Annotated in this window: 21 protein-coding genes; 7 read left to right on the forward strand and 14 right to left on the reverse strand. The window is 60.9% G+C overall.

All coding sequences use genetic code 11. From position 1 onward, the window contains the following. Positions 1–13: 13 nt before the first annotated feature. From gatB to gatC, 5 genes are read right to left on the reverse strand one after another with little or no spacing between them, the layout of a single operon-like run. Positions 14–1,477 carry an Asp-tRNA(Asn)/Glu-tRNA(Gln) amidotransferase subunit GatB gene (gene gatB / locus ACK5NW_RS14740; protein WP_416929397.1) on the reverse strand — a complete coding sequence of 488 codons (1,464 nt, stop codon included), beginning with the start codon at positions 1,475–1,477 and terminating at the stop codon, positions 14–16. Further along, positions 1,474–2,217 carry a PmeII family type II restriction endonuclease gene (locus tag ACK5NW_RS14745; protein ID WP_416929400.1) on the reverse strand — a complete coding sequence of 248 codons (744 nt, stop codon included), beginning with the start codon at positions 2,215–2,217 and terminating at the stop codon, positions 1,474–1,476. Before ACK5NW_RS14745 ends, gatB begins: the two co-directional genes overlap by 4 nt. Beyond that, a complete protein-coding gene (locus tag ACK5NW_RS14750) occupies positions 2,214–3,089 on the reverse strand; it encodes a DNA-methyltransferase (protein WP_416929402.1) in 876 nt (291 codons plus the stop codon). Before ACK5NW_RS14750 ends, ACK5NW_RS14745 begins: the two co-directional genes overlap by 4 nt. Before the next feature lie 14 nt (positions 3,090–3,103). After that, positions 3,104–4,594: an Asp-tRNA(Asn)/Glu-tRNA(Gln) amidotransferase subunit GatA gene (gene gatA / locus ACK5NW_RS14755; protein WP_416929404.1), complete on the reverse strand. Its 1,491-nt coding sequence runs from the start codon at positions 4,592–4,594 to the stop codon at positions 3,104–3,106. Then, the gene (gene gatC, locus ACK5NW_RS14760; protein ID WP_416929406.1) at positions 4,591–4,890 is read right to left on the reverse strand and encodes an Asp-tRNA(Asn)/Glu-tRNA(Gln) amidotransferase subunit GatC; all 300 of its coding nucleotides are present in this window, start codon (positions 4,888–4,890) and stop codon (positions 4,591–4,593) included. Before gatC ends, gatA begins: the two co-directional genes overlap by 4 nt. Positions 4,891–5,092: 202 nt before the next feature. On the opposite strand from gatC, the gene ACK5NW_RS14765 reads away from it, so the two are divergent. From ACK5NW_RS14765 to ACK5NW_RS14785, 5 genes are all read left to right on the forward strand, one after another. Next, positions 5,093–6,133 (forward strand): rod shape-determining protein, encoded by a 1,041-nt coding sequence (locus ACK5NW_RS14765; protein WP_416929408.1) that lies wholly within the window; start codon positions 5,093–5,095, stop codon positions 6,131–6,133. A gap of 71 nt (positions 6,134–6,204) precedes the next feature. Next, complete coding sequence (gene mreC, locus ACK5NW_RS14770) at positions 6,205–7,248, forward strand: rod shape-determining protein MreC (RefSeq protein ID WP_416929410.1); 1,044 nt, start codon at positions 6,205–6,207, stop codon at positions 7,246–7,248. After that, on the forward strand, positions 7,245–7,763 hold the full coding sequence (gene mreD, locus ACK5NW_RS14775) for a rod shape-determining protein MreD (RefSeq protein WP_416929412.1): 519 nt from the start codon (positions 7,245–7,247) through the stop codon (positions 7,761–7,763). Before mreC ends, mreD begins: the two co-directional genes overlap by 4 nt. Positions 7,764–7,847: 84 nt before the next feature. Further along, positions 7,848–9,848, forward strand: a complete 2,001-nt coding sequence (gene mrdA / locus ACK5NW_RS14780) for a penicillin-binding protein 2 (protein WP_416929414.1) — start codon at positions 7,848–7,850, stop codon at positions 9,846–9,848. A gap of 276 nt (positions 9,849–10,124) precedes the next feature. Next, positions 10,125–11,123, forward strand: a complete 999-nt coding sequence (locus ACK5NW_RS14785) for a hypothetical protein (RefSeq protein WP_416929416.1) — start codon at positions 10,125–10,127, stop codon at positions 11,121–11,123. Between the two features lie 18 nt (positions 11,124–11,141). On the opposite strand, the gene ACK5NW_RS14790 is transcribed toward ACK5NW_RS14785, so the two are convergent. From ACK5NW_RS14790 to def, 5 genes are all read right to left on the reverse strand, one after another. Continuing rightward, complete coding sequence (locus tag ACK5NW_RS14790; RefSeq protein ID WP_416929418.1) at positions 11,142–11,495, reverse strand: AzlD domain-containing protein; 354 nt, start codon at positions 11,493–11,495, stop codon at positions 11,142–11,144. Then, positions 11,482–12,234: an AzlC family ABC transporter permease gene (locus tag ACK5NW_RS14795; RefSeq protein ID WP_416929456.1), complete on the reverse strand. Its 753-nt coding sequence runs from the start codon at positions 12,232–12,234 to the stop codon at positions 11,482–11,484. Before ACK5NW_RS14795 ends, ACK5NW_RS14790 begins: the two co-directional genes overlap by 14 nt. Before the next feature lie 83 nt (positions 12,235–12,317). After that, the gene (gene fmt / locus ACK5NW_RS14800) at positions 12,318–13,343 is read right to left on the reverse strand and encodes a methionyl-tRNA formyltransferase (RefSeq protein WP_416929458.1); all 1,026 of its coding nucleotides are present in this window, start codon (positions 13,341–13,343) and stop codon (positions 12,318–12,320) included. A 66-nt stretch (positions 13,344–13,409) separates the two neighbouring features. Continuing rightward, entirely contained in the window at positions 13,410–13,955 is a 546-nt protein-coding gene (locus ACK5NW_RS14805) for a hypothetical protein (protein ID WP_416929420.1), read from the reverse strand. Next, on the reverse strand, positions 13,952–14,500 hold the full coding sequence (def, locus tag ACK5NW_RS14810) for a peptide deformylase (RefSeq protein WP_416929422.1): 549 nt from the start codon (positions 14,498–14,500) through the stop codon (positions 13,952–13,954). The genes ACK5NW_RS14805 and def overlap by 4 nt, the downstream gene beginning before the upstream one ends. A gap of 143 nt (positions 14,501–14,643) precedes the next feature. On the opposite strand from def, the gene ACK5NW_RS14815 reads away from it, so the two are divergent. Both ACK5NW_RS14815 and dprA read left to right on the forward strand, forming a co-directional pair. Then, positions 14,644–15,969 carry a LysM peptidoglycan-binding domain-containing protein gene (locus ACK5NW_RS14815; RefSeq protein ID WP_416929424.1) on the forward strand — a complete coding sequence of 442 codons (1,326 nt, stop codon included), beginning with the start codon at positions 14,644–14,646 and terminating at the stop codon, positions 15,967–15,969. A 31-nt stretch (positions 15,970–16,000) separates the two neighbouring features. Continuing rightward, positions 16,001–17,236 carry a DNA-processing protein DprA gene (gene dprA, locus ACK5NW_RS14820; RefSeq protein ID WP_416929426.1) on the forward strand — a complete coding sequence of 412 codons (1,236 nt, stop codon included), beginning with the start codon at positions 16,001–16,003 and terminating at the stop codon, positions 17,234–17,236. Between the two features lie 272 nt (positions 17,237–17,508). Here dprA and ACK5NW_RS14825 read toward each other — a convergent pair whose 3' ends face one another. The 4 genes from ACK5NW_RS14825 to yajC form a co-directional block, all read right to left on the reverse strand. After that, positions 17,509–19,923, reverse strand: a complete 2,415-nt coding sequence (locus ACK5NW_RS14825) for a DUF1631 family protein (protein ID WP_416929428.1) — start codon at positions 19,921–19,923, stop codon at positions 17,509–17,511. A 75-nt stretch (positions 19,924–19,998) separates the two neighbouring features. Continuing rightward, positions 19,999–20,949, reverse strand: a complete 951-nt coding sequence (secF, locus tag ACK5NW_RS14830) for a protein translocase subunit SecF (protein WP_416929430.1) — start codon at positions 20,947–20,949, stop codon at positions 19,999–20,001. A 48-nt stretch (positions 20,950–20,997) separates the two neighbouring features. Beyond that, the gene (gene secD, locus ACK5NW_RS14835) at positions 20,998–22,893 is read right to left on the reverse strand and encodes a protein translocase subunit SecD (protein ID WP_416929432.1); all 1,896 of its coding nucleotides are present in this window, start codon (positions 22,891–22,893) and stop codon (positions 20,998–21,000) included. A 114-nt stretch (positions 22,894–23,007) separates the two neighbouring features. Further along, positions 23,008–23,337, reverse strand: coding sequence for a preprotein translocase subunit YajC (yajC, locus tag ACK5NW_RS14840; RefSeq protein WP_416929434.1), 330 nt, complete (start codon positions 23,335–23,337; stop codon positions 23,008–23,010). Positions 23,338–23,398 lie beyond the last annotated feature (61 nt).

Below are 23,398 nucleotides of genomic sequence, written 5' to 3' on the forward strand. Positions count from 1 at the left end.
GGGCTGACAATTCTCAGCCTTCCAGCCTGGCACGCAACAGCGCATTCACCTGCGCCGGGTTGGCCTTGCCTTTGCTGGCCTTCATGGCCTGGCCCACCAGGGCATTGAATGCCTTGTCCTTGCCCGCCTTGAACTGCGCCACATTGTCGGGGTTGGCAGCAAGCACTTCGTCGATGATTTGTTCCAGCGCCCCGCTGTCATTCATCTGCTTGAGACCCTTGGCCTCAATCACGGCATCGACTTCAGTGCTGTCGCCATTCCACAGCACCTCAAACACCTGACGCGCGGCGTTGTTGCTGATGGTGCCGTCCTGAATGCGGCCAATCAATGCGCCCAGTTGCGCGGCCGAGACTTTGGCCACTTCGATGCCCAACTCTTCCGCATTCAGACGCTTGGACACTTCGCCCATGATCCAGTTGCTGGCCAGCTTTGGTGCGCCGCTGGCGCGCGCCGCAGCTTCAAAGTATGCGCCCATGGCAGGCGACTGCGTCAGCGTAGTGGCGTCGTACTCGGGCAGGCCGTAGTCGACCACTAGGCGTTCGGCCATTTTGCGCGGTAATTCGGGCATTTGCGCCTGTGTGTCTTTAACCCACCGCTCCGAAATAAAGAGCGGTGGTAAATCCGGATCGGGGAAATAGCGGTAGTCGGCTGAGTCTTCCTTGCTGCGCATGGCACGGGTCTCGCCGGTGTCGGGGTCGAACAGCACGGTGGCCTGTTGAATCGCGTGACCATCCTCAATCTGCTCGATCTGCCAGCGGATCTCGAAATCAATCGCCTGCTGCATGAACTTGAAGCTGTTCAGGTTCTTGATCTCGCGCCGCGTGCCCAGCGGCTGGCCCGGTCGACGCACGCTGACGTTGGCGTCGCAGCGAAAGCTGCCTTCTTGCATGTTGCCGTCGCAAATGCCGATCCAGGTGACGATCTTGTGCAGCTCTTTGGCATAAGCCACCGCCTCGGCGCTGCTGCGCATGTCAGGCTCGGTCACGATTTCCAGCAGTGGTGTGCCCGCGCGGTTCAGGTCAATCCCCGATTGACCGTGAAAGTCTTCATGCAGCGACTTGCCCGCATCTTCTTCCAGATGCGCGCGCACCAGCCGAACCACTTTGCGCACGGTCTGCTTGTTCTCATCCACGAAGAACGCCACCTCGCCGCCTTGCACCACCGGGATCTCGAATTGGCTAATTTGGTAGCCCTTGGGCAGGTCAGGGTAGAAATAATTTTTTCGCGCGAAAACACTGCGTGGCGCAATGTGGGAGCCAATCGCCAATCCTAATTTGATAGCGCACTGCACGGCTTCCCGGTTCATCACCGGCAACGTACCGGGCAGCGCCAGATCAACCGGACTGGCCTGGGTGTTGGGCGCGGCACCAAAAGCGGTGCTGGCACGGCTGAAGATTTTGCTGCGCGTTTGCAGCTGGGCGTGCGTCTCAAAGCCGATGACGACTTCGTAGCCTTGAATCAATGGTGCGCTTGTCATGAAATCCACAGCTCCTTGGCGCTTGAATTGAGCGCTACCAGTTTGTCCCAATCCATTGAACCATCGGACAGGCAAAAATCTTTGGTGAATTCGGCAGTGAACACTGTTTGCAAACGGGCGAACGCTTGCTCAAACTCATCGTTGCGCAGCCTGGCTTGATAACCCAGCGGTTCAATGATTTTTTGATACAGCAAAGGTTCGCCCGATATCAGGTTCCAGAAATCCTGCCCGCACAGCTTGACATAGTTGCCTTTGGTTTTGTCTGGCTTGGCGTCTCGTCCGTAACAACAACCGTTGACCGCCACAAGCTGTGTGTGACGGCCAGCAATTCGCCGAGCTTTGTCAAAGTTTTGCACCATCTTATTGATCTGCGACGAATTGCCCCAGTTGGGGCCGCTTTTGACGCTGACGATATAGCGCACACCTTCGCGCGCAAACTCAAGATCAATGCCTTCCGCCGTCGACTTCTGTCCACCGAACGCTTGATGGCAGATATGGATGGCCAAGCCCTCAAGAAAGTCACCGAAAATCGTTTCTTCTTGGGACGACAGGTAAGCCAGCAGCAAATGCTTGACCAGATCGGGCGCGCTAACGATGGCCTTAGCGCGAAAAAGATACGGGTTTTTCCGTTTGAGCACCTGTGCCAATTTAAGCTCGCGCAATTTGGCAAGTCGCTTGTCATGGAATTCAGGCGCTATACGGCTTTGCACATAGCCTTCGGCGCTTTGTATCAGCGTCATGCGTTGCTCTTTTCTGTGAACGCCAGCGCACCTTGTACGGACTTCAACTGCTGCCGAGCCAGTATTGCGAATTCCGGCGACAAGTCGATACCGACCGCTGTGCGGCCACCACCAACGGCTGCTTCAATCGTCGTCCCTGACCCCACAAATGGATCAAGCACCGCATCGCCCGGATCAGTAAATAAGTCGATGAACCATTTGGGCAACGTCACGGGAAATGCCGCGCTGTGATTTTTGTTGCCGCATTCCGTGGCCAGATGCAGCACATTGGTGGGGTACGCCATCGTGCGTCCTTGCCAGTTGGCAATGTTTTTGGCGAAAGCGTTGCCAACTTGCGAGTCGTAGCGCACGACATCGTTTTTGCCCAGTGATTTCAGGCGTGTTTGCGCCCAGTCGCCCATCGGCACCATCACCGCATCCTGGTTCATTTTGAACTTGCGCTGCTTGGTGAAATGTAGGCAGCGTTCCCAGGCGTCACGAAAGCGGTTGGGCCATTTACCGGGAAAACTGTTGCGCTTGTGCCAGATGTATTCCTCTGTCCACAACCAGCCTTGCTGGCGCAGCGCGAGAATAAGTTCAAGCACATAAGTGTGACGCTCGCCGTTGACCGCCTTTTCTTTGATGTTGAGCACAAACGAGCCGGTCGGCTTGAGTACACGCAAAAATTCCGCCGCGCGCGGCAAGAACCATTCCACATACCGGTCAGGGCGAACTCCCTCATAGGTAGATGCACGCTGATCGGCATACGGCGGCGAGGTGACGATCAGGTCAAAACTGGCGTCCGGGTACTGCTTCAAGACGTTCAGGCAATCACCCTCATGAACCTCGGATCTCATGGTGGACAGCGTGTGTAAAGGCAATGCAGCATTCATGACTGTAGGCTAGCTCAAAACCCCTCCGGCACACGCTGGTGCCAGTCGGTGGCTTGTTGCAAGCGGTGGGCAACGTTCAGCAGGCGGCCTTCTTGCAGATAGTTGCCGATCAGTTGCAGACCTACGGGCATGCCGTGTGCGCCAAAGCCAGCGGGCACGCTCATGCCCGGCAGGCCCGCCAATGAGGCAGGCAGGGTGTAGATGTCGGCCAGGTAGTCGGCCAGCGGGTCGCTGCCGTGCGCACCCAGTGGCCAGGCCACGGTGGGGGCAACGGGGCCTGCGATCACGTCGCAGGTTTTGAACGCAGCCTGGAAGTCGTCGGCAATCAGACGTCGAATCTTCTGCGCTTGCAGGTAGTAGGCGTCGTAATAGCCGTGCGAGAGCACATAGGTGCCGGTCATGATGCGGCGCTTGACCTCGTCACCAAAGCCTTCGGCGCGCGTCTTTTTGTACATGTCTTCCAGATCGGTGTAGTTCTGGGTGCGGTGGCCAAACTTGACGCCGTCATAACGCGACAGGTTGGAGCTGGCCTCGGCCGGGGCGATGACGTAATAGACGGGAATGGCCAGCTCGGTGCGTGGCAGGTGAATGTCAACCACAGTAGCGCCCAGCTTTTTCAGCTCGGCCAGCGCACCTTCCAGCGCGGCGCGCACGTCGGCGCTCAAGCCGTCACCAAAAAACTCCTGGGGCAGGCCGATGCGCAGGCCCTCCAGGCTTTGATTCAGGCCCTGTGCGAAATTTTCAACTGGCACATCGAGCGAGGTGGAATCACGCTCCAGATCAGGCCCGCACATGGCCGACAGCAGCAGCGCGCAGTCTTCGGCGGTGCGTGCCATAGGCCCGGCCTGGTCCAGACTGGAGGCGAAGGCGATCATGCCGTAGCGCGAGGCTCGGCCATAAGTGGGTTTGATGCCCGTCAGGCCACAGAAACTGGCGGGCTGGCGAATGGAGCCGCCGGTGTCGGTGCCAGTGGCCGCTGGTGTTAGGCGCGCGGCCACGGCTGCTGCGCTGCCGCCTGAAGATCCACCAGGCACGCGGGCCACATCCCACGGGTTTTTGACCGCGCCAAAAGCGCTGTTCTCGTTGGCCGAACCCATGGCGAATTCGTCACAACTCAGCTTGCCCAGGCAAACCATGCCTTCATGCGCCAGCTTGCTGACCACCGTGCTGTCAAAAGGCGACTGATAGCCGACCAACATGCGCGAGCCGGCGGTGGTGGGAAAGTCTTTGGTGACAAAGATGTCCTTGTGCGCCAGCGGCACGCCGGTGAGCAGCGGTGCGTCGCCTTGGGCCAGGCGCGCGTCGGCAGCGCGGGCTTGTGCCAGCGTGGCTTCGTGGTCGGTGGCGAGAAACGCGCCCAGATCGGCGTATTCGGCCATGCGTTGCAAAAAGTGTCCGGCCAGCTCGACGGCAGACACTTCGCGCGCGCGCAGCGCGGCACCTAATTGGGCCACTGTGCATTGGTGCCATGCCGCAGAAGATGTTGTGACGGAAGAAGTGCTCATTCGATCACCCTGGGCACGAGGTACAGGCCGCCCTCTACCGCCGGGGCGCTGCGCTGGTTCAGCACGCGTTGGTCAGGCTCGGTCACCACGTCATCGCGCAAACGCAGGCTGATCTCGCGCACGCTGGCCATGGGGTGGGCCAGCGGCTCCACGTCTTGGGTATCCACCACGCGCATGGCGTCCACCAGGGCGAAAAAGCCGTTGAGTTTGGTGAGCATTTGCTTACTTTGGGTGTCATCGAGCTGCAAGCGCGCCAGATGCGCGATGCGGTTGATGTCCTGACGGGTTAAAGACATGGGCAAAACCAATAGAAACAATTGAAACAAACGGACTTTTCTATGCGGCGCGCCACCGGCGAGCCAGCCCGATACGGTATTATTCCAGCCTTTACTGCAACGGCCCTGAAACGGGCCGTATTTGCACGAAATCGCGGCTATTTCGCAGCAATCTAAGGGCCGCAGCGCAGGCGTCGGCGGGCGGCCCCAGAAGGGTTTTTTCATGTTCGGAGCTTTTCGTCGGTTTTTCTCGACCGACCTGGCGATTGACCTTGGCACGGCCAATACGCTGATTTACGTGCGCGACAAGGGCATTGTGTTGGACGAGCCGTCGGTGGTGTCGATCCGGCACGAAAGCGGCCCACAAGGCAAAAAATCGATCCAGGCCGTGGGCCACGAAGCCAAGGCCATGCTGGGCAAGGTGCCGGGCAACATCGAGGCGATTCGTCCGATGAAAGACGGCGTGATTGCCGACTTCACCGTCACCGAACAAATGCTCAAGCAGTTCATCAAGATGGTGCACGCGCGCGGCTGGCTGCGCAGCCCGCGCATCATCATCTGCGTGCCTTGCGGCTCGACCCAGGTGGAGCGCCGCGCCATCCGCGAATCGGCGCTGGGCGCAGGCGCATCCAATGTTTACCTGATTGAAGAGCCGATGGCCGCTGCCATTGGCGCGGGCCTGCCGGTCAGCGAAGCCAGCGGTTCGATGGTGGTGGACATTGGCGGCGGCACCACTGAGGTGGGCGTGATCAGCCTAGGCGGCATGGTCTACAAAGGCTCGGCGCGTGTGGGCGGCGACAAATTTGATGACGCCATCGTCAATTACATCCGCCGCAACTACGGCATGTTGATTGGCGACCCGACGGCCGAGCTGATCAAAAAGGAAATCGGCAGCGCCTTTCCCGGCAGCGAAGTGCGTGAGATGGAAGTCAAAGGCCGCAACCTGAGCGAAGGCGTGCCGCGCAGCTTCACCATCAGCAGCAACGAGATTCTGGAGGCCCTGACCGAGCCGCTGAACAACATCGTCTCCGAGGTGAAAAAAGCATTGGAAGAAACCCCGCCCGAGCTGGGGGCCGACATTGCCGAGCGCGGCATGATGCTGACCGGTGGCGGCGCGCTGCTGCGCGATCTGGAACGCCTGCTGGCCGAAGAAACCGGCCTGCCCGTGCTGGTGGCCGAAGAGCCTTTGACCTGTGTGGTGCGCGGCTGCGGCCTGGCGCTGGAGCGCATGGAGCGGCTGGGCAACATCTTTGCCGATGAATGATGGTGCTGGCCTGATCCTGCCAGCACCAGCGGCGCAAAAGAAGCTTTGATCGACGCGCCTGCCGCCCCATCATGCCGCTCGACACGCTGGACCGATCCCCGCCGCCATTTTTCAAGCAAGGCCCGTCGGCGCTGTCGCGGCTGGTATTTTTCAGCGCCCTGGCGTTGTTTTTAATGGTGGCGGACGCGCGTTTTCATCTGGTGCAGCCGTTGCGCGCAGCCATTGCCACCGTGCTGTACCCGGCGCAGTGGCTGGCCTTGCAACCGGTGCAACTGGCGCACAGCTTCACCGCTTACCTGACCGACTTGAAGACGGCGCACAAAACCGAAGAAGCCGCCCGCCAAAAGCTGGCCACCCAATCGCTGCGCGCGGCTCAGGTGGAACAACTGACACTGGAAAACACCCGTTTGCGCGCTTTGCTCGGCTTGCAGGGCCGAGTGCAAACGCCCAGCCAAGCAGCCCAGGTGCTGTACGACGCCACCGACCCCTACAGCCGCCGCGTGGTGATCGACAAGGGGCAGTTGCAAGGCGTCGTGGAAGGCTCGCCGGTGATGGACGAATCTGGCGTGCTGGGGCAAATTACCCGCGTGTACCCGTTTGTGAGCGAGATCACCTTGCTGATCGACCGCGACCAGGCCATTCCCGTGCTGAACGTGCGCACCGGCGCGCGCAGCGTGGCGTATGGCGATCCGTCCCCAAATGGCGGCTTGATGGAGCTGCGCTACATGTCGGCCAACGAAGACGTGAAGGAAGGCGATTTGCTGACCACCAGTGGCGTCGACGGCGTGTACCCACCCGGCTTGCCAGTGGCCCGCGTGATGAAGGTGGAGCGGCGCAGCGATTCCAGCTTTGCGCGCATCCCGTGCCAGCCCCTGGCCAGCTTGCAAGGGGTGCTGCATGTGATGGTGCTGGAGCCGGTCACGCCTCAGCCGCGCGTCGCAGCGGCCAGCGCGCCAGTAGCCGCCAAGGCAGCCGAGGCGACGGCATCGTCTGTACCTGCGGCTTCTAAACCTGCCACGTCCGTACCTGTGTCTTCCGCTGCGGCGCGAGCCGCTTCTGCGCCCGTCAGCCGCACACGCCGCGCGGCATCCAGAACAGCAGGAGCGCGCCCATGATCATGCCGCGTGGCCAGCAACTGCTGCTGCCCGCCAGCCCGGGCTTTATCTGGGCCAGCCTGCTGATGGCGCTGATGCTTAACCTGCTGCCGCTGGGCCGGGTGGTTTGGATGCCCGACGTGCTGGCCGTGGTGCTGGTGTTCTGGAGCATCCACCAGCCACGCCGCGTGGGCCTGGGCGCGGCCTTTGTGTTCGGTCTGACGCTGGATGTGCATCAGGCATCACTGCTGGGCCAGCACGCGCTGGCGTATTCGGTGCTGATTTACTTTGCCATCATGCTGCACCGGCGCATTCAGTGGTTTTCGGTACTCGGTCAGGCGGTGCAGTTGCTGCCCTTGTTTGCCGCTGCGCACGCCATCGTGGCGCTGCTGCGACTGATTGGTGGCGGTGCGCTGCCCGGCTGGCAAGCGTTGCTGGCACCGCTGCTGGAAGCGCTGCTGTGGCTGCCGGTCAGCGTGCTGCTGCTGGCGCCGCAGCGGCGCGCGCCCAATCCTGACGCCAACAGGCCGCTGTAAGTTTATGGTCAACCCGACCTTTAACGCTTATATAGCAGGCTTAAAAAGCTATTTTTATGATAGCTGTCTGAGTGACCCCTCATCATGACCGAGCTGCGCAACGTCGAAGCCGAGCTGACGCGCTTTCGCCTGCGACTGCTGGCGGTGGCACTGGTGGTGCTGGGCTGCTTTGCGCTGCTGGGTTGGCGGCTATACACCTTGCAGGTGCTGCGCTATGACGAGCTGGCCGCGCGCGCTGAAACCAACCGCACGGCCGTAGTGCCCATCGTGCCCAACCGGGGCGACATTGTGGACCGCAATGGCGTGGTGCTGGCCACCAATTACAAGGCGTACACGCTGGAGATCACGCCCTCGCGCATCAAGCAGCCGATGGACGAGTTGATCGACGCCATCGCGCAGATCGTGGACATCACGCCGCGTGACCGTAAACGTTTCAAACGACTCAGGGGTGATTCGCGCAGCTTTGAGTCATTGCCCCTGCGCATGCGGCTGACCGATGAAGAAGTGGCGCGCTTTGCTGCGCAGCGCTACCGTTTTCCGGGCACCGACATCAAGGCACGGCTGTTTCGCACCTACCCGCTGGGCGAGACCGGCGGCCATGTGGTGGGGTACATCGGCCGCATCAACCCGCGCGAGAAAGAGCGCATCGAAGAGTCCGAGGAGGACACCGCCAACTACCGCGGCACCGACTACATCGGCAAGCTGGGCGTGGAAAGCAGCTACGAGCGCGATCTGCATGGCACCACCGGCGTGGAGCAGATGGAAACCGCCGCTGGCGGACGCGCCGTGCGCAAGCTGGCCAGCCATCCGGCGACGCCGGGCAACTCGATCCAGCTGACCATCGACATCACCTTGCAAAAAATGGTGGAAGAGCTGTACGGCAACCGCCGGGGCGCGCTGGTGGCCATCGACCCCACCACTGGCGAAGTACTGGCCTTGGTCAGTAAACCCACCTATGACCCCAACTGGTTTGTCGAAGGCATTGACCAGGAAAGCTGGGACGAGCTGAACAACTCCATCGACAAGCCGCTGCTCAACCGCGCGCTGCGCGGCCTGTACCCGCCCGGCTCGACCTACAAGCCTTTCATGGGGCTGGCCGGGTTGGAAACCGGCAAGCGCGCCCCTGGCTCCATCACCATGGACAACGGCTCGTGGACATTTGGCGGCAACACTTTTCGTTCCGGCCACGCGCTGGGGCCGGTGGATTTGCGCCGCGCCATCACTTATTCGAGCAACGTCTATTTCTATCAACTGGCCAACGACATGGGTGTCAACGCCATCCATGACTTCATGAAGCCGCTGGGCTTTGGCCAGCCCACCGGCATAGACCTGCCGGGCGAGACGCGCGGCATTTTGCCGTCCACCGAATGGAAGAAAAACGCCTACCGCAGGCCCGCCCAGCAAAAGTGGTACGCCGGTGAAACCATTTCACTGGGCATCGGTCAGGGCTACAACAGCTTCACCATGCTGCAACTGGCCAGCGCCACGGCCACGCTGGCTGCAGACGGCGTGCACCGCCAGCCGCACGTGGTCAAGGCCCGGCAAGACCCGGACACGCTGGCGTTCAAAGACATCCCCGTGGCCGATCCGGTGCCGCTGGGCTATGCGCCACCGCACGTGGCCGTGGTCAAGCGCGGCATGGTGGGCGTCACGCAAGAAGGCACCTCGCGCAGGGTGTTTGCTGGCGCGCCTTATCTGTCGGGCGGTAAAACCGGCACCGCACAGGCCGTGACCATCAGCCAGAAATCGCGCTACAACGCCGCCAAGCTGGCCGAGCACCAGCGTGACCACTCGCTGTACATCGCCTTTGCCCCGGCCGATCAGCCGCGCATTGCGGTGGCCGCCATTGTCGAAAACGCCGGCTTTGGTGCCGCCCACGCCGCACCGCTGGTGCGCCGGGTGATGGACTACTGGCTGGCGGGTATTTATCCCAGCGAACAAGACATCAAAGCCGTGCAAAACGGCCAGGCGGCGGCGCCGCTGGGCACGCCGCGCAGCGTGGCTGAGATGGCCCTTGCACCGGCTTCCACGCCTGCATCTACGCCTGCATCCACACCAGCTTCCGCGCCAGAATCCGCCCCCTGATTGGCTTGGGTGCAGCCACCCCTGCACAAGCCGCAAGGCAGCGTCTGTCCAACACGGATGCTGGCGCTTTCACCACCCCAGCGCCACGTGCAGCGGCAGGTACACCGCCATGTCAAGCCTGCGATTGATGCGGGCAAAGCAGCTTTATGGGCGCACGCACCCTCGACACAGTGCCCAGCCCTGCTGTTTGCCAGCTTATAAACGCTGGTTTCAAGGTTTTCTTTTAACCGTTAAAATGCATAATGCAGCATCGTACATATCCACAGGGAGGACAGTATGCGATCAAGGTCTCAATTTGCGCTCAACACTATTTTTGCAGCCCTTACTTTATTTGCGGCTCAGATCTCATGGTCTCAGGCCGTTATTCAAAGCGGGGATGTGCAGATCGGTGTTCGCCAAGATGGTGCCCTCAACGTTGCCAACCCTGCTGGTGGAGCACCCGTCGGTATCACTTATATCCCCACAGGAGCTGATGCGCTGATACCAGGTTGCTGGTGCGAAGCATGGGGTGTTGCAGACGCCGTTTCGGGACGTTATGGCTCCACAGGCGCAGCAACCGGCACACAAAACATCGTGGTCGAATCGTTTTCATCCACGGCCACTTCCGCCACTTCTGTAACTCGTGTGGAAGATATTTCCGGCCCGCTGTTCCGTGTCACTCAAGCCTTTACCCCATCATCCGAGGCTGGGGTCTTTCATGTTGCAGTCACGGTCGAAAATATCAGCGGTGCAAGCACCACGCTACTTTATCGTCGGGCTATGGATTGGGATATTTCGCCGGACACTTTTAATGAGCTTGTCACTTTGCAAGCAGGTACCAGCCCACAAATCACGTTCACCAGTGATGACGGCTTTGCAAATGGCAATCCACTTACTGGCCCATCCAGCATTTTGTTCACCGGCAGCGCCACCGACAGCGGTCCAGAAGATCATGGTGCACTGTTTGATTTCAACTTCGGTACGCTTGCGGCCGGTGCCAGTAGGACGTTCAGCATTTACTACGGCGCTACAGCAAACCGTGCCGATGCCATGACGGCACTCACAAGCCTTGGTGTTGAGGCGTATTCACTGGGCATGCCCAACAACCCTGCTGGTTCTCCAAATACCTATTTGTTTGCATTTGCTGGTGTTGGTGGCGCACCCATCGGAGGTAGTGCAACAACTGTGCCTGTCCCCGTTAATCATCCTTTCGCATTGATAGCATTATTTGCCGCACTGGCTGGCGCTAGCAGGCGTGCTCTGCGCAAAAAATACCCTGCTAACAATGCAAAGTAAGTAGTAGCGCCGCATGGCTCACCACCCCAGCATCACGTGCAGCGGCAGGTACACCGCCATGCCGATGCCAATGGACGCGGGCAGGGCATAGCCGGTGCCGCGCCGCCAAAAATAAAATGCAGCCGCAGCCAAGGCGGCCAGCAGGCGGGCGTCGCGCCAGGGGGCGGTGAACGCTTGGCCCGCCAGCAGAATGTCGGGCGCGATCACGGCAGTCAGCGCCGCCACAGGCGCAAATTGCAGCCCGCGCAGTGCCCAGCCAGGCAGCCGCCAGGGCTTTTCGCTGATGAAGAAGAAACCGCGCGCAATGACGGTGATGACCGCCAGGCCGACGATCACGCCCAGTGTCCACCCATCGGTTTCACGCATGGTCATCCCCCGTGCCTGTGCCTGTGGTGGCGGCAACAACAGTGCGCGCGCGCCGCTCCAGCAGCAAGCTGGCTGCCACGGCCACGGCAATGGCGGCCACGATGTTGAGCTTGAACGGCAAGTTCAGCATCACCAGCGACGCGGCCGCCGCCACAATGGCCGAAAACGCCCGCAGTCGTGTGGTGGCCAGCGAGCAGGCCACGGCCAGCAGAGCCAGCGTGCCCGCGTATTCAAGCCCCCAGCGCTCGGGCAAAGCCGCACCCATGAAAATGCCCAGCATGGAAAAGCTTTGCCAGAACACCCAGTTGGTCATGTTGCCGCCCCACAAGTAGGCCATTTGGGCCTGGCGCTGGGTCGCGGTTTGCCCGGGTTTGGCAAAGCGCTGGGTGAACAGCACGTAAGTCACGTCACCGGTAAAAAAACCCAGCCACAGGCGGCGAAAGCGCGGCATGAACATGAAGTAGTCGCGCAGGTGCAGGCTGAACACCACAAAACGCAGGTTGACGCAAAACGCCGTGGCCCAAATGACCCAGATGGGCGCCCCTGCGGCAATCAGCGGAATGGCTGCCAATTGCGCGCTGCCGGCAAACACCAGCAGCGACATGGCCACCGCCTCGGGAATGCTCATGCCGCTTTTGACCATGGTCACGCCGGTCATGAAAGCCCAGGCCGTCAGACCCACCGACACGCCCGCCATTTCGCGCGCGCCAACCCAGAACAGCGGGTGTCGCCCGGAGCGCGCCATGCCGTCGATGCGCGCGGCCAGCCACGCGCCCACCCGGCCACTGCGCGCGCGCAGATCGCTCGGCGGCTGGGGCAGCGGCATGTTCATGATGGCGCCTTTGAAGAGGGTGCGGATACAGACACGGGTGCAGACACAGATGCGGGTGCACCGTCAAAGCACTGACCGGCTTGCACCGGGCAGCCACGCAAAAAATCGCGCGCAGGCAAACGCTTGCCGCCGGGGCGTTGCAGCTCGGTCAAGGTAAGCACGGTGCCGCCGCCGCAAGCCACGGTGATGCCTTGATCGCTTGTCAATAAAATAGCGCCGTGTCGACCATCTGGTATGTGCTGTTTGCTATCAATTTCAGATTTCCAGATTTTGATGTTTTCGCCATTCAACACGCTCGCCGCGCCGGGGAAGGGATCGAATGCGCGAATGCGCCGCTCGATTTGCGCAGCGGGCAGCGCCCAGTCGATGGCCGCTTCGTGCTTTTCAATCTTGTGGGCGTAGGTCACGCCCTTGGCCGGTTGCAGGGTGGCCGCCAGGTCGCCGCAGGCCGCGCACTCCAGTGCTTGCACGATCAGCCGTCCACCCAGCGTGGCCAGCTTATCGTGCAGCGTGACGGTGGTGTCGGTGGGGGCAATGGGCAAACGCTCGATCAGCAGCATGTCGCCCGTGTCCAGCCCTGCATCCATCTGCATGATGGTGACGCCCGTGTCGGCATCGCCCGCCTCGATGGCGCGGTGGATGGGTGCCGCGCCGCGCCAGCGGGGCAGCAGTGAGGCGTGGATGTTCAAGCAACCTCGCCGGGGCAGATCCAGCACCCATGGCGGCAAGATCAGTCCGTAGGCGGCCACCACCAGCACGTCTGGACGTGCCGTTTGCAGCGCAGCGCGGGCGGCCTGCGCATCGTCGGGGTATTTGCCGTCCAGACGCAGGCTGTGCGGCTGGGCGACCGGGATGCCGTGCGCCAGCGCCCACTGCTTGACGGGCGAGGCGTGCAGCTTCATGCCGCGCCCGGCGGGGCGGTCAGGCTGGGTGAGCACCAGCGGGATGTGAAAGCCCGCTGCGTGCAACGCCGCCAGCGCCACGCGGGCAAATTCAGGGGTGCCTGCAAAGGCGACTCGAATGCTCATGTTTTGATAGCTATTCGCGCAATCAGTTATTGCGTCAAAGCCTGTTTTTATACTTGAAAATCATCGCGGGTCGGGTGGATCCGGCATGTTCTCGTCGCCATTGGACCACCCGCGCACCACACCGTCAGGGCCGATGTCGATGTACAGCAGTCGCCAGGTGGGGCCATACAGGTAGCGCCAAACCCAGATGTGACCAACAAAGTTGTGCACCTGAATCACCTGCGCGGGCGAGCCGTATTCACGCAGCACGTCGGCGCGTGTCCATGTGTTGGGCTGAATGCGCTGCCCGAACAGCCCTTCGTTCAACGCTTGCTCTACGCGCACCACCTGGCCCGCCGCATTGACATCCACGTTGACCACCGTCTGGCCCGACGGCTGGCTGGAATATTGCAGGCGCTCACCGCCACCAGACAGGGCGTAGCGGCCAGTGGGCGCGCCCACGCTGTGCAGTACGTCGGCTGCGGGCGTGCCCAGTGTCACGCGCGAAGGGTCGGCGCAGGCGACCAACCCCACGGTGCAAGCCAACGCCAAAATCAACGCCCATCGGCTCACGCGGTGTGCCTGGCGCGGTTGGCAACGCCCGGCCCACCGCAGCAGGGTAGTCACACGCGCTCCAGTGCCCGCGCCCGATCAGCCGCAGCGGCTTTTTGATCTTCGCGCTCGGCCTTGAGCAGCTTGGTTTTGATGCGGCCACGTTTTAGCGGCGACAGGTAGTCCACAAACACCTTGCCGCGCAAGTGGTCCATCTCATGCTGGATGCACACGGCCAGCAGGCCATCGGCCTCAATCTCGCGCGATTGACCACGCTCATCCAGCGCACGCACGCGGACAGCCGCAGCGCGCTCCACACCGTCGTAAATATCGGGTACCGACAGGCAACCCTCGTCACCTTTGATGCGCTCGTCGCTGGCCCAAACCTGCTCGGGGTTGATGAGCACCAAGCGCTGGTTGCGCTCTTCGGACACATCCATGACGATCAATTGCTCGTGCACATCCACCTGCGTGGCAGCCAAACCAATACCTTTGGCCTCATACATGGTGTCGAACATGTCGGCAATCAGCACCTGAATACGCGCATCCACGGCCTGCACCGGCTTGGCCACCTTGTGCAAACGGGGGTCGGGGTAACGAAGAATGGGAAGTTGCGCCATGCAATATGTTTCCAAGTTGTCGTTATTTTCGCTATTTTTGACGATTCATGCCGCTCGCAAGGGCCAATTACGTTGCCCGATCAAGGGCTTGAATGCAGAATCGCCAGTGATTTGTCAAGTCAGCCCTAGAGCTTGTTACAACAATGAAATCCTGTTTCTCCCGCACTTCACCTCGTCTGAACGTCTCTCTCGGCTTGCTCACCGCCGCCATATTGACAGCACTGCCCGCGCAGGCCCAGTCGGCGGCTGACCGCCCGATCACCTCTGGCCAGCGCGCCACCGCTCAGCGCGTGGCCAGTCAGGGCGTGCCCTTATCGGCCCTGGCCGCCAATGCACCGGATCAATACACGGTGCGCAGCGGCGACACGCTGTGGGGCATTTCCGGCCTGTTTCTGAAGTCACCCTGGCGCTGGCCTGAGCTGTGGGGCATGAACCTCAAAAGCATCCGCAACCCGCACCTGATCTATCCAGGCCAAAAGCTGTATCTGGAACGTGTAGGTGGTCGCGCCTTCTTGCGCACCAGCCGCAGTGGCGATGGGGCCCCCAGCGAAACCATTCGCGTGTCACCCCGTACCCGCGTCGACGTGCTGGGATCTGGCCCGCTGCCCACTTTGCAGCCCCATTTGATCGAGCCTTTCCTGACCGAATCGCTGATCGTGGACGACGAGAGCTTTGAACGCGCCCCGCGCATCGTGGCCCTGGCCAATAAAGACCGCATTCTGGTGTCCAAGGACGACCGCGCCTATGTGCGCGGGCTGGAAGATGCGCCGTTGCTGAAAGCCCCTGGCCTGCCCACCGATTTCCGCGTGTTTCGCTCGGCTGTACCGCTGAAAGACCCGATCACGGAAGAAATTCTGGGCTACGAAGCCCAATACGTGGGCCGCGCCAACCTGGTGCGTGGCGAAAGTGAAGTTGATGAAGAGTTGGCCTCTGGCCGCTCCAACGACGCCAAAGCACCGCCAGAAATGCCGGAGTCTGGCGATTCCAAACCGCTTATGACCGCCGAAGAGCAGCAACCCACGGCCCCTGAGCGCAAGATGATGCCGGTGCCCGCCACCGTGGACGTGGTCAACAGCAAAGAAGAAATGCGCCCGGGCGACCGGCTGATCCCTGAGCCACCGCGCGACTTCCGCAGCTACGTGCCCCATGCACCCGACATTCCGATTGACGCACGTGTGGTCAAGGTACAAGGCGATGCCGTGCGCTATGCAGGGCAGAATCAGGTTGTGATCCTCAATAAGGGCTTGCGCGACGGCGTCGAAAACGGCCATGTGCTGGCGCTGCTGACCACTGGCTCGCAGATGGTGGACAAAACCGACGACTCGCGCGCACGCATTCAACTGCCCGACGAGCGCAATGGTCTGGCGTTGGTGTTCCGCCCGTTCGAGCGCACTTCGTACGCCTTGGTGATGGAAATCACCAGCCCGGTGCAAGTAGGCGATAAGCTGATCAACCCCACCGGCAACTAAGGGCGGGATCAGATTCCACTCTCCCCACGCCATGTCGCACGAAGAGCTGGCGGCATGGCTGCGGCTGGTGCTGACGCCCGGCGTGGGCAACGATGCCGGACGCCGCTTGCTGGCCGCCTTTGGTTTGCCGCAAGCCATCTTCGACCAAACGGCGAGTGCATTGCGCCAGGTGGTCAGCGCCGCACAGACCAGTGCACTGTTATCGCCTCCAACCAAGCTGCCTGCCCAGGTGCAAGCCACGCACGACTGGCTGACTGCTGGCGATAGTGATGGCACGCAGCAGCGCCGCCTGGTCACACTGGGCGATCCGTTGTACCCGGCCAGTTTGCTGAACCTGGAAGACCCGCCGCTGATGCTGTATCTGCTGGGCCAGGTAAGATTGCTCGGGGCACAACCCAATCTGGCTTCAGCGCCTGTCAGCAAGGCACCAGACGCTTCTCATTCAATAGCAAATTCATGGCCAACCAAGGCGCTGGCCATGGTCGGCAGCCGCAACCCCACGCCGCAGGGTGCGCAAAACGCGCGCCAGTTCGCCAAGGCTTTGTCTGATGCTGGCTTGACGGTGGTATCGGGGCTGGCACTGGGCATTGACGGCGCGGCGCACGAAGGCGCATTGGTCAACCACTTGATCGACACGCCTGCATCCCGGCTGCGCACGCTGGCCGTCATCGGCACCGGCATCGACCGGGTGTACCCGCGCCAGCACCGCGACCTGGCCCATCGGGTGGCCACGCACGGGCTGATCGTCAGCGAATACCCGCTGGGCACCCCCCCGCTGGCGGCCAACTTTCCCAAACGCAACCGGCTGATTGCTGGCCTGAGCAGCGGCACATTGGTGGTGGAAGCCGCCTTGCAATCAGGCTCTCTCATCACCGCCCGGCTGACGGCCGAGCAGGGCAAGGAAGTGTTGGCCATTCCCGGCTCCATTCACAGCCCGCAATCGCGCGGCTGCCATGCCTTGATCCGCCAAGGTGCCAAGCTGGTGGAAACAGCCACGGACATTCTGGAGGAACTGCCCTGGCCAGAAGTGTCAAGCACTACAAATAAAATAGCTGATGTCACGGACGCAGCAAGCGCCAGCCCCGCAAGCAACACGCACTCTGACCTGTTGCAAGCGCTGGGAGCAGACCCCGTCAGTCTGGACGCCTTGCAGGCCCGCACCGGCTTGGATACCGCCACCCTACAAGCGCACTTGCTAGAGCTTGAATTGCAAGGCGCTGTTGGCCGCCTGCCCGGCGGCCTGTTTCAGCGTATGGGGCTCGGATAACCCTCAGACCCGGCCAACGGACAGGCAGTGCGTTACTCTAGATCCGGCAATTGGACGTATCCGATGGTGCTGTGATCGGCGTGTCAGGCAAGATGCGAGGACGCTGCGGGCTTGCTGCCCGCAAGGACGAGCAACGCCGCATGGCGTGGCGAGCGCAGTGCCAGTGGGTGCGGTGCGCCTTCACCTCCAAAGTGAGCGTGGAAAAGGGCAGAAAGTTGTGTATTCATGCGGCTCTCAAGAAGAACACAAGCGGTCAACTGTTGGATCTAGGGTTACTGCAACAACTGATTCGGGTGGGCCGCCAGCTTGCCCAAAGCCTCGCGCGTAGCGCGTACGGTGAGTGCCTCGTCTTCCAGCGGCACCAGCAGCCCGGCTTGCAGGTACGAAGCCAGGCGACGTGTTTGCACCAGATAATTTTTGCCCCCTGCGCTGGCCAAAAGATGCAGTTGTCCGTGTGCACTGCGCCATGCGTACTGCACCCGCGCGGAGCTGTTCTGAAAGTCGAGCTGGAACCAGTTGCCTAAATCCAGCTGTTGCGCCCACTGCAACATGCCTGGCCCTGGCATCGAGCCGCCTTCAGCAATCACCGCCAGCTCATCCGGTGGAACGCCAAACATCATCTCGATCATGCCTGGATCCAGCAGCACATCGCCCTCTGGGTCATCGGTCACCACGTCTTCCAGGCCCGCCAGACTGCTGGCCAACTCGGCCAGTTTGGCCGGGTCAATGCTTGCAGCGCGCGATACAAAGGCCTGCATAACCGCCTCATTGATCAGCTTGATATGGCCAGTTTGCTCTTCTTCGGCCATGGCCAGTGTCGTCATGCCATCGCGCAGCACCGCAATGATGCCGGCCAGTTGCTGCACCACACGGGTGCGTTCAGCGCGGTCTTGCCGGGGACTGACCGACCACAGCAAGTCAGAGGCCGCTTTTTTGAAACGCAGTGTTTCTGGATGCTTGGCCCCATGGCGCACGGCCGACACCGCCAGCACTTCAGACCAAACGCGGAACAAAAATTCGCGCACGTTCTCGCTCACATTCAAGGGATCGAGCAGGCGGCGTAATTCAATCGTGTACTGAATCCCCAACGCCTCTTTTTGCTCCACCTGTTGCGCTAGCGTGGCCGCTTGCTGCACCGTTTTGTTTTCGGTCAGGGATTTGCCGAGAAATTTCTTGAATTCGTCCAGCACCAGTTGGTATACGCGCCGTCCTGTCTCAGGGTATTGCTCGACCATCTGGACGATGCGCTTGATTTCTTGTTCCAGGCGGCCGCCACTGATATGGGCCGCATCAAAGCCCAGCGCACAAGCACCCATGCGGTCAATCAACTGACGCGCAGGGTGCTGGACCGAGGCAAAAAAATCCGGCTCAGCCAAGGCCAGTCGCAGTACCGGAATCTGCAAGCGCGCAAACCATATCCGTAATGCCGCAGGGATACGCTCTTCGGCTAAAATGGCCTGAAACATCAGTGAAACGATTTCGATGATGGCTTTTTCATTGGGTTTTTCTGCCTTGGTTTTCAGCTCGCTGGCGCGACGGCGCAACTGCTGGGCCACCGCATCCACGCTGCCTGCGGGAAGCTCACCGCCTACACCGCTAATGCGGCGATCCATCAATTCTGTGACCGCGAACTGTGGTTCTGGAGCAGCCAGCGCCTGTGCCAATTGCGGCGATGGCGGGCCACCAGGTGCGCTGAGCGCAAAATCCGCCACACGGTCTGAGATCAATCGCCGCAACTGACCCAATACCCCTTGCGCCCGCTCGCGCATCCGCACCATCGGACTCATGCCGGTCATCATGCGTGTTTCCTGAGCAGCACGTGCCAGATCGCTGGGGTGAGCGTAGGCCGTTTGCGTCACGGGCCCAGAATGCATGTGCTGACGTGCGCCTTGCGCAGTCATCATTCGGCTGCCAGACATATCCATTGGCCTTGTGGGCTGGCTCATCTGCTCAGACGGATACTGGGGATGCTGCAAAGGCGCTGGACGCGACGTCCCAGGCCCAGCCCCAAACCCACTGCTCTGCCCATCGCGCCGGACCATCGACTTGAAGTCGATTTGCGGCAGCACGCCGTTTTCGATCAAAAACTGGTTGACCACCTGGTAGGCATCGGTCATGCGCTTGGCCAGCGTGGCCTGAAAAGCCGGTTGCACCAACTTCCACATGGGCATGGTCAAGCCGCAGTCTTCCCAAGCCTGCACAATGCCTTGGGCCAGAGTCTCAGGCCGCAAGACGTCTTGGGCAGACCAGTCATCACGGCGCTCCAGATGCTGAATGCGCAACTTCAAATCATTGATTTGCGTGCCCGCCGCTTCATTGACCTTGGAGGCCAACCGCGTGGCCACGATCTTGCGCTCGACCACCGAATCGTCGACCAACTCAAACGACAACTTGCCCAGCGCTTGTGTGGGGGCCTTGGGTTGCGTGAGCGATTCGCGCCAGGATGTGCGCAACGCCGCCACCCAATTCTGACGCTGGGCCTGAAACACACGCGAGGTTTCAATGGCCAACTGCATCTCGCTCACTGATGCCGTTTTCAGCCCCCCGTTCATCACGTCAGTCAACAGCGACTGGGCCTGCGCCATCATCTCGACGATGCCGCCGTCCATTTGGTTGACGAAGCGCTCGCGCGCCTGACGCGCCAGGCGATGCTCGGTCGGCGGTGGTGTACGGGATGAAGTAACCATATGAGCAGGTGGTCGGTAGTATTGGCTCAGTATGTCATGCAAGCACCAACCATCAGCGCAGCATACGCATGCACCTTACACCACGGCACCGGTGTTGGGGTCGTTAGGATCATGGCCCTGCGGGCTGGCTTTGATCAAATCTTCACGCTTGACACCCAGCCACATGGCAATCGCCGCTGCCACAAAAACCGAGGAGTAGATGCCAAACAGGATGCCAATGGTCAACGCCATGGCAAAGTAATGCAGCGTCTCGCCGCCAAACAACAGCATCGACAGCACCATGGTCTGCGTCGATGCATGCGTGATGATGGTGCGGCTGATGGTGGAAGTAATGGCGTTGTCGATGATCTGCACCGCGTTCATCTTGCGGTAACGCCGGAAGTTCTCGCGGATGCGGTCAAAAATGACCACTGATTCGTTGACAGAATAACCCAGCACCGCCAGCACCGCCGCCAACACCGCCAGCGAAAACTCCCACTGGAAGAAGGCGAAGAAGCCCAGGATGATGACCACGTCGTGCAAGTTGGCAATGATGCCGGCCACGGCGTACTTCCACTCGAAGCGTATCGACAGGTAGATCATGATGCTGATGATCACGAAGCCCAGCGCCATCAGCCCATCGGTGGCCAGCTCTTCGCCCACCTGCGGGCCGACGAACTCGGTGCGCCGCATTTGCACCTGCGGGTTGTCGGCCCGCAGCGCCTTGATGACCTGTTCGCTTTGCTGCGCCGACGACTCGCCTTGTTTGGCGGGCAACCGGATGATGACGTCGCGCGACGTGCCAAAGTTCTGCACCTGCACGTCGCTGTAGCCCAAGGCGGCCACCGCGCCGCGCACTTTTTCCAGCTCGGCCGGCTGTTCGTAGGCCACTTCCATCACGGTGCCGCCGGTGAACTCGACCGACAAGTGCAGGCCGCGCGTGACGAGAAAGAACACCGCCAGCAAGAAAGTGATGGCCGAGATCGCGTTCAGCACCAACGCGTGCTTCATGAACGGGATGTCGCGCCGAATGCGGAAAAATTCCATGGCTTGAAGTTCCTAAGCTCTAATTCTTGAATACACGCTACACGCGCATCAGGCGTCGGGGCTGGGGCGTTGCTGTAAAGCGCCCGTGCCGCTGTCCGGCCGCCACACCGTGCCAATCGACACCGTCTTGAGCTTTTTCTGGCGGCCATACCAGAAGTTGACCAACCCGCGCGAGAAAAACACCGCCGAGAACATGGAGGTCAAGATACCGATGCAGTGCACCACGGCAAAACCGCGCACCGGGCCGGAGCCAAAAGCCAGCAAAGCCAAGCCCGCAATCAGCGAGGTGACGTTGGAGTCCAGAATGGTCGACCACGCCCGGTCGTAACCCGAATTAATGGCCGCCTGCGGCGATGCACCATTGCGCAGCTCTTCGCGGATGCGTTCATTGATCAGCACGTTGGCGTCAATCGCCATGCCCAGCGCCAGCGCCATGGCAGCCATGCCGGGTAGCGTCAGCGTGGCTTGCAGCATGGACAAGATGGCCACCAGCAACAGCAGGTTGAAACCCAGCGCCAGGCTGGAAAACGCGCCAAACATGGCGTAGTACACGCACATGAACACACAAATCGCCACAAAGCCCCAGGTCACACTCTGAAAGCCTTTGTCGATGTTCTCTTTACCCAGGCTGGGGCCAATGGTGCGCTCTTCAATGATGTCCATCGGCGCGGCCAATGAACCCGCGCGCAACAGCAAGGCCAGGTCATTGGCTTCGGTGATGGTCATGGAGCCAGAGATCTGAAAGCGATTACTCAATTCCGACTGGATCACTGGCGCCGTCAGTGCCTCACCTTTGCCTTTTTCAAACAAGATGATGGCCATGCGCTTTTTCAGGTTTTCGCTGCTGACCTGCTTCATCACCGAGCCGCCCTTGGAATCGACCGTCAGATCTACCTTGGGCTGGTTGTCCTGCGAATCAAACCCAGGCTGTGCATCAGTCAGGCTATCGCCGGTCAGCACCACCTGGCGCTTGACAATCACCGCACGGCCGTCGCGCTGCAAAAACTTTTCTGAACCAAAGGGCACCGGCCCGGTGCCCGCCTCGGCGGCGTGGCCTTCGGCGCTCTCGTCCACCAGGCGCAGCTCCAGCGTGGCTGTACGGCCCAGAATATCTTTGGCCTTGGCCGTGTCTTGCACGCCGGGCAACTGCACCACCACGCGGTCAGCGCCTTGCTGCTGAATCACCGGCTCGGACACACCCAGCTCGTTCACTCTGTTGTGCAGTGTGGTGATGTTTTGTTTGACGGCCTCGTTTTGCACTTGCAGCAACGCCTGCGGCTTGAAGCTGGCCACCAGCTTAAGGTCGCTGCCTGCGGCAGGCTCGACCATGTCCAGATCGGGCTGGGTATCGGCCATCACCCGGCGTGCTGCGTCCAGCGTTGCGGCATCGCGCGAACGCACTTCAATCGTATTACCCTCGCGCGAGACACCGCCGTGACGCACATTTTTATTGCGCAGCTCCACCCGCAAATCGCTGGCCATGCTGTCCAGCCGCTTGGTGATGGCCGCACGCATGTCCACTTGCAGCATGAAGTGCACGCCGCCGCGCAAATCCAGTCCCAGATACATGGGCTTGGCACTCAGCGCCGTCAACCAGGCGGGCGAGCGCGACACCAGATTCAGCGCCACTACGTAGCCCGGATCGGCCGCATCCGGATTGACTGCCGTCTCGATCGCATCCTTGGCCTTGATCTGCTCGTCGGGGGTTTCAAAGCGCGCCAATACCGACGTGCCCTCCAGCGCCAGCCGCGTGGGTGCCAGACCCGCTTCTTTCAGCGCCTGTTCCACGCGCGTGAGCGTGCTGGCATCCACCTTGCTGGTGACCTTGATGCTGGACACCTGCACCGCAGGGGCCTCGCTGAACAAGTTGGGCAAGGTGTAGAGCAAAGCCACCAGCAGCGTGATGACAAGGATCGCGTATTTCCAGATCGGATAGCGGTTCATGGTTTCAGGCAGTTAAAAGCGTCCAAAGGCACAGCCAGCGTGCTCGCGCTGAACTTCAAGCGTTGTCAGCAGGGTGCGGATGCATCCACCCCGTTAACTGTGAACGCAGACGATTTATTTGATGGTTCCTTTGGGCAGCACCTGCACCACGGCGCTGCGCTGCATTTGCACCTCGACGCCGTTGGCAATCTGCACACCAATGGCATTTTCGGACAGCGAAGTCACCTTGCCCATCAAACCACCCGCTGTCACGACTTCATCGCCTTTGGCCAGCGCATCCATCATGGTGCGGTGTTCTTTTTGCTTTTTCATCTGCGGGCGGATCATGATGAAGTACATCACCACCAGCAGCATCGCCGGCAGCATCAGGCTTTGCAGGATAGAACCCTGCCCGCCATTGGCGGCAGCAGGGGCGGTTTGGGCAAAAGCTTCAGAAATAAACACGACAAAAGACTCCTGACAAGAGGGTGGGCGGGCATCGCCGGGCACTCTGACTAAGCGCCAC

The sequence above is a fragment of the Ottowia sp. genome (genome assembly GCF_047975795.1).
Taxonomy (GTDB): Bacteria; Pseudomonadota; Gammaproteobacteria; order Burkholderiales; family Burkholderiaceae_C; genus Ottowia.

What these genes read in the sequence shown, in the direction of transcription:
- gatB (WP_416929397.1), bottom strand. Translation starts at nt 1,477, where the DNA reads ATGACAAGCGCACCATTGATTCAAGGCTACGAAGTCGTCATCGGCTTT.
- ACK5NW_RS14745 (WP_416929400.1), bottom strand. Translation starts at nt 2,217, where the DNA reads ATGACGCTGATACAAAGCGCCGAAGGCTATGTGCAAAGCCGTATAGCG.
- ACK5NW_RS14750 (WP_416929402.1), bottom strand. Translation starts at nt 3,089, where the DNA reads ATGAATGCTGCATTGCCTTTACACACGCTGTCCACCATGAGATCCGAG.
- gatA (WP_416929404.1), bottom strand. Translation starts at nt 4,594, where the DNA reads ATGAGCACTTCTTCCGTCACAACATCTTCTGCGGCATGGCACCAATGC.
- gatC (WP_416929406.1), bottom strand. Translation starts at nt 4,890, where the DNA reads ATGTCTTTAACCCGTCAGGACATCAACCGCATCGCGCATCTGGCGCGC.
- ACK5NW_RS14765 (WP_416929408.1), top strand. Translation starts at nt 5,093, where the DNA reads ATGTTCGGAGCTTTTCGTCGGTTTTTCTCGACCGACCTGGCGATTGAC.
- mreC (WP_416929410.1), top strand. Translation starts at nt 6,205, where the DNA reads ATGCCGCTCGACACGCTGGACCGATCCCCGCCGCCATTTTTCAAGCAA.
- mreD (WP_416929412.1), top strand. Translation starts at nt 7,245, where the DNA reads ATGATCATGCCGCGTGGCCAGCAACTGCTGCTGCCCGCCAGCCCGGGC.
- mrdA (WP_416929414.1), top strand. Translation starts at nt 7,848, where the DNA reads ATGACCGAGCTGCGCAACGTCGAAGCCGAGCTGACGCGCTTTCGCCTG.
- ACK5NW_RS14785 (WP_416929416.1), top strand. Translation starts at nt 10,125, where the DNA reads ATGCGATCAAGGTCTCAATTTGCGCTCAACACTATTTTTGCAGCCCTT.
- ACK5NW_RS14790 (WP_416929418.1), bottom strand. Translation starts at nt 11,495, where the DNA reads ATGACCATGCGTGAAACCGATGGGTGGACACTGGGCGTGATCGTCGGC.
- ACK5NW_RS14795 (WP_416929456.1), bottom strand. Translation starts at nt 12,234, where the DNA reads ATGGCGCGCTCCGGGCGACACCCGCTGTTCTGGGTTGGCGCGCGCGAA.
- def (WP_416929422.1), bottom strand. Translation starts at nt 14,500, where the DNA reads ATGGCGCAACTTCCCATTCTTCGTTACCCCGACCCCCGTTTGCACAAG.
- ACK5NW_RS14815 (WP_416929424.1), top strand. Translation starts at nt 14,644, where the DNA reads ATGAAATCCTGTTTCTCCCGCACTTCACCTCGTCTGAACGTCTCTCTC.
- dprA (WP_416929426.1), top strand. Translation starts at nt 16,001, where the DNA reads ATGTCGCACGAAGAGCTGGCGGCATGGCTGCGGCTGGTGCTGACGCCC.
- ACK5NW_RS14825 (WP_416929428.1), bottom strand. Translation starts at nt 19,923, where the DNA reads ATGGTTACTTCATCCCGTACACCACCGCCGACCGAGCATCGCCTGGCG.
- secF (WP_416929430.1), bottom strand. Translation starts at nt 20,949, where the DNA reads ATGGAATTTTTCCGCATTCGGCGCGACATCCCGTTCATGAAGCACGCG.
- secD (WP_416929432.1), bottom strand. Translation starts at nt 22,893, where the DNA reads ATGAACCGCTATCCGATCTGGAAATACGCGATCCTTGTCATCACGCTG.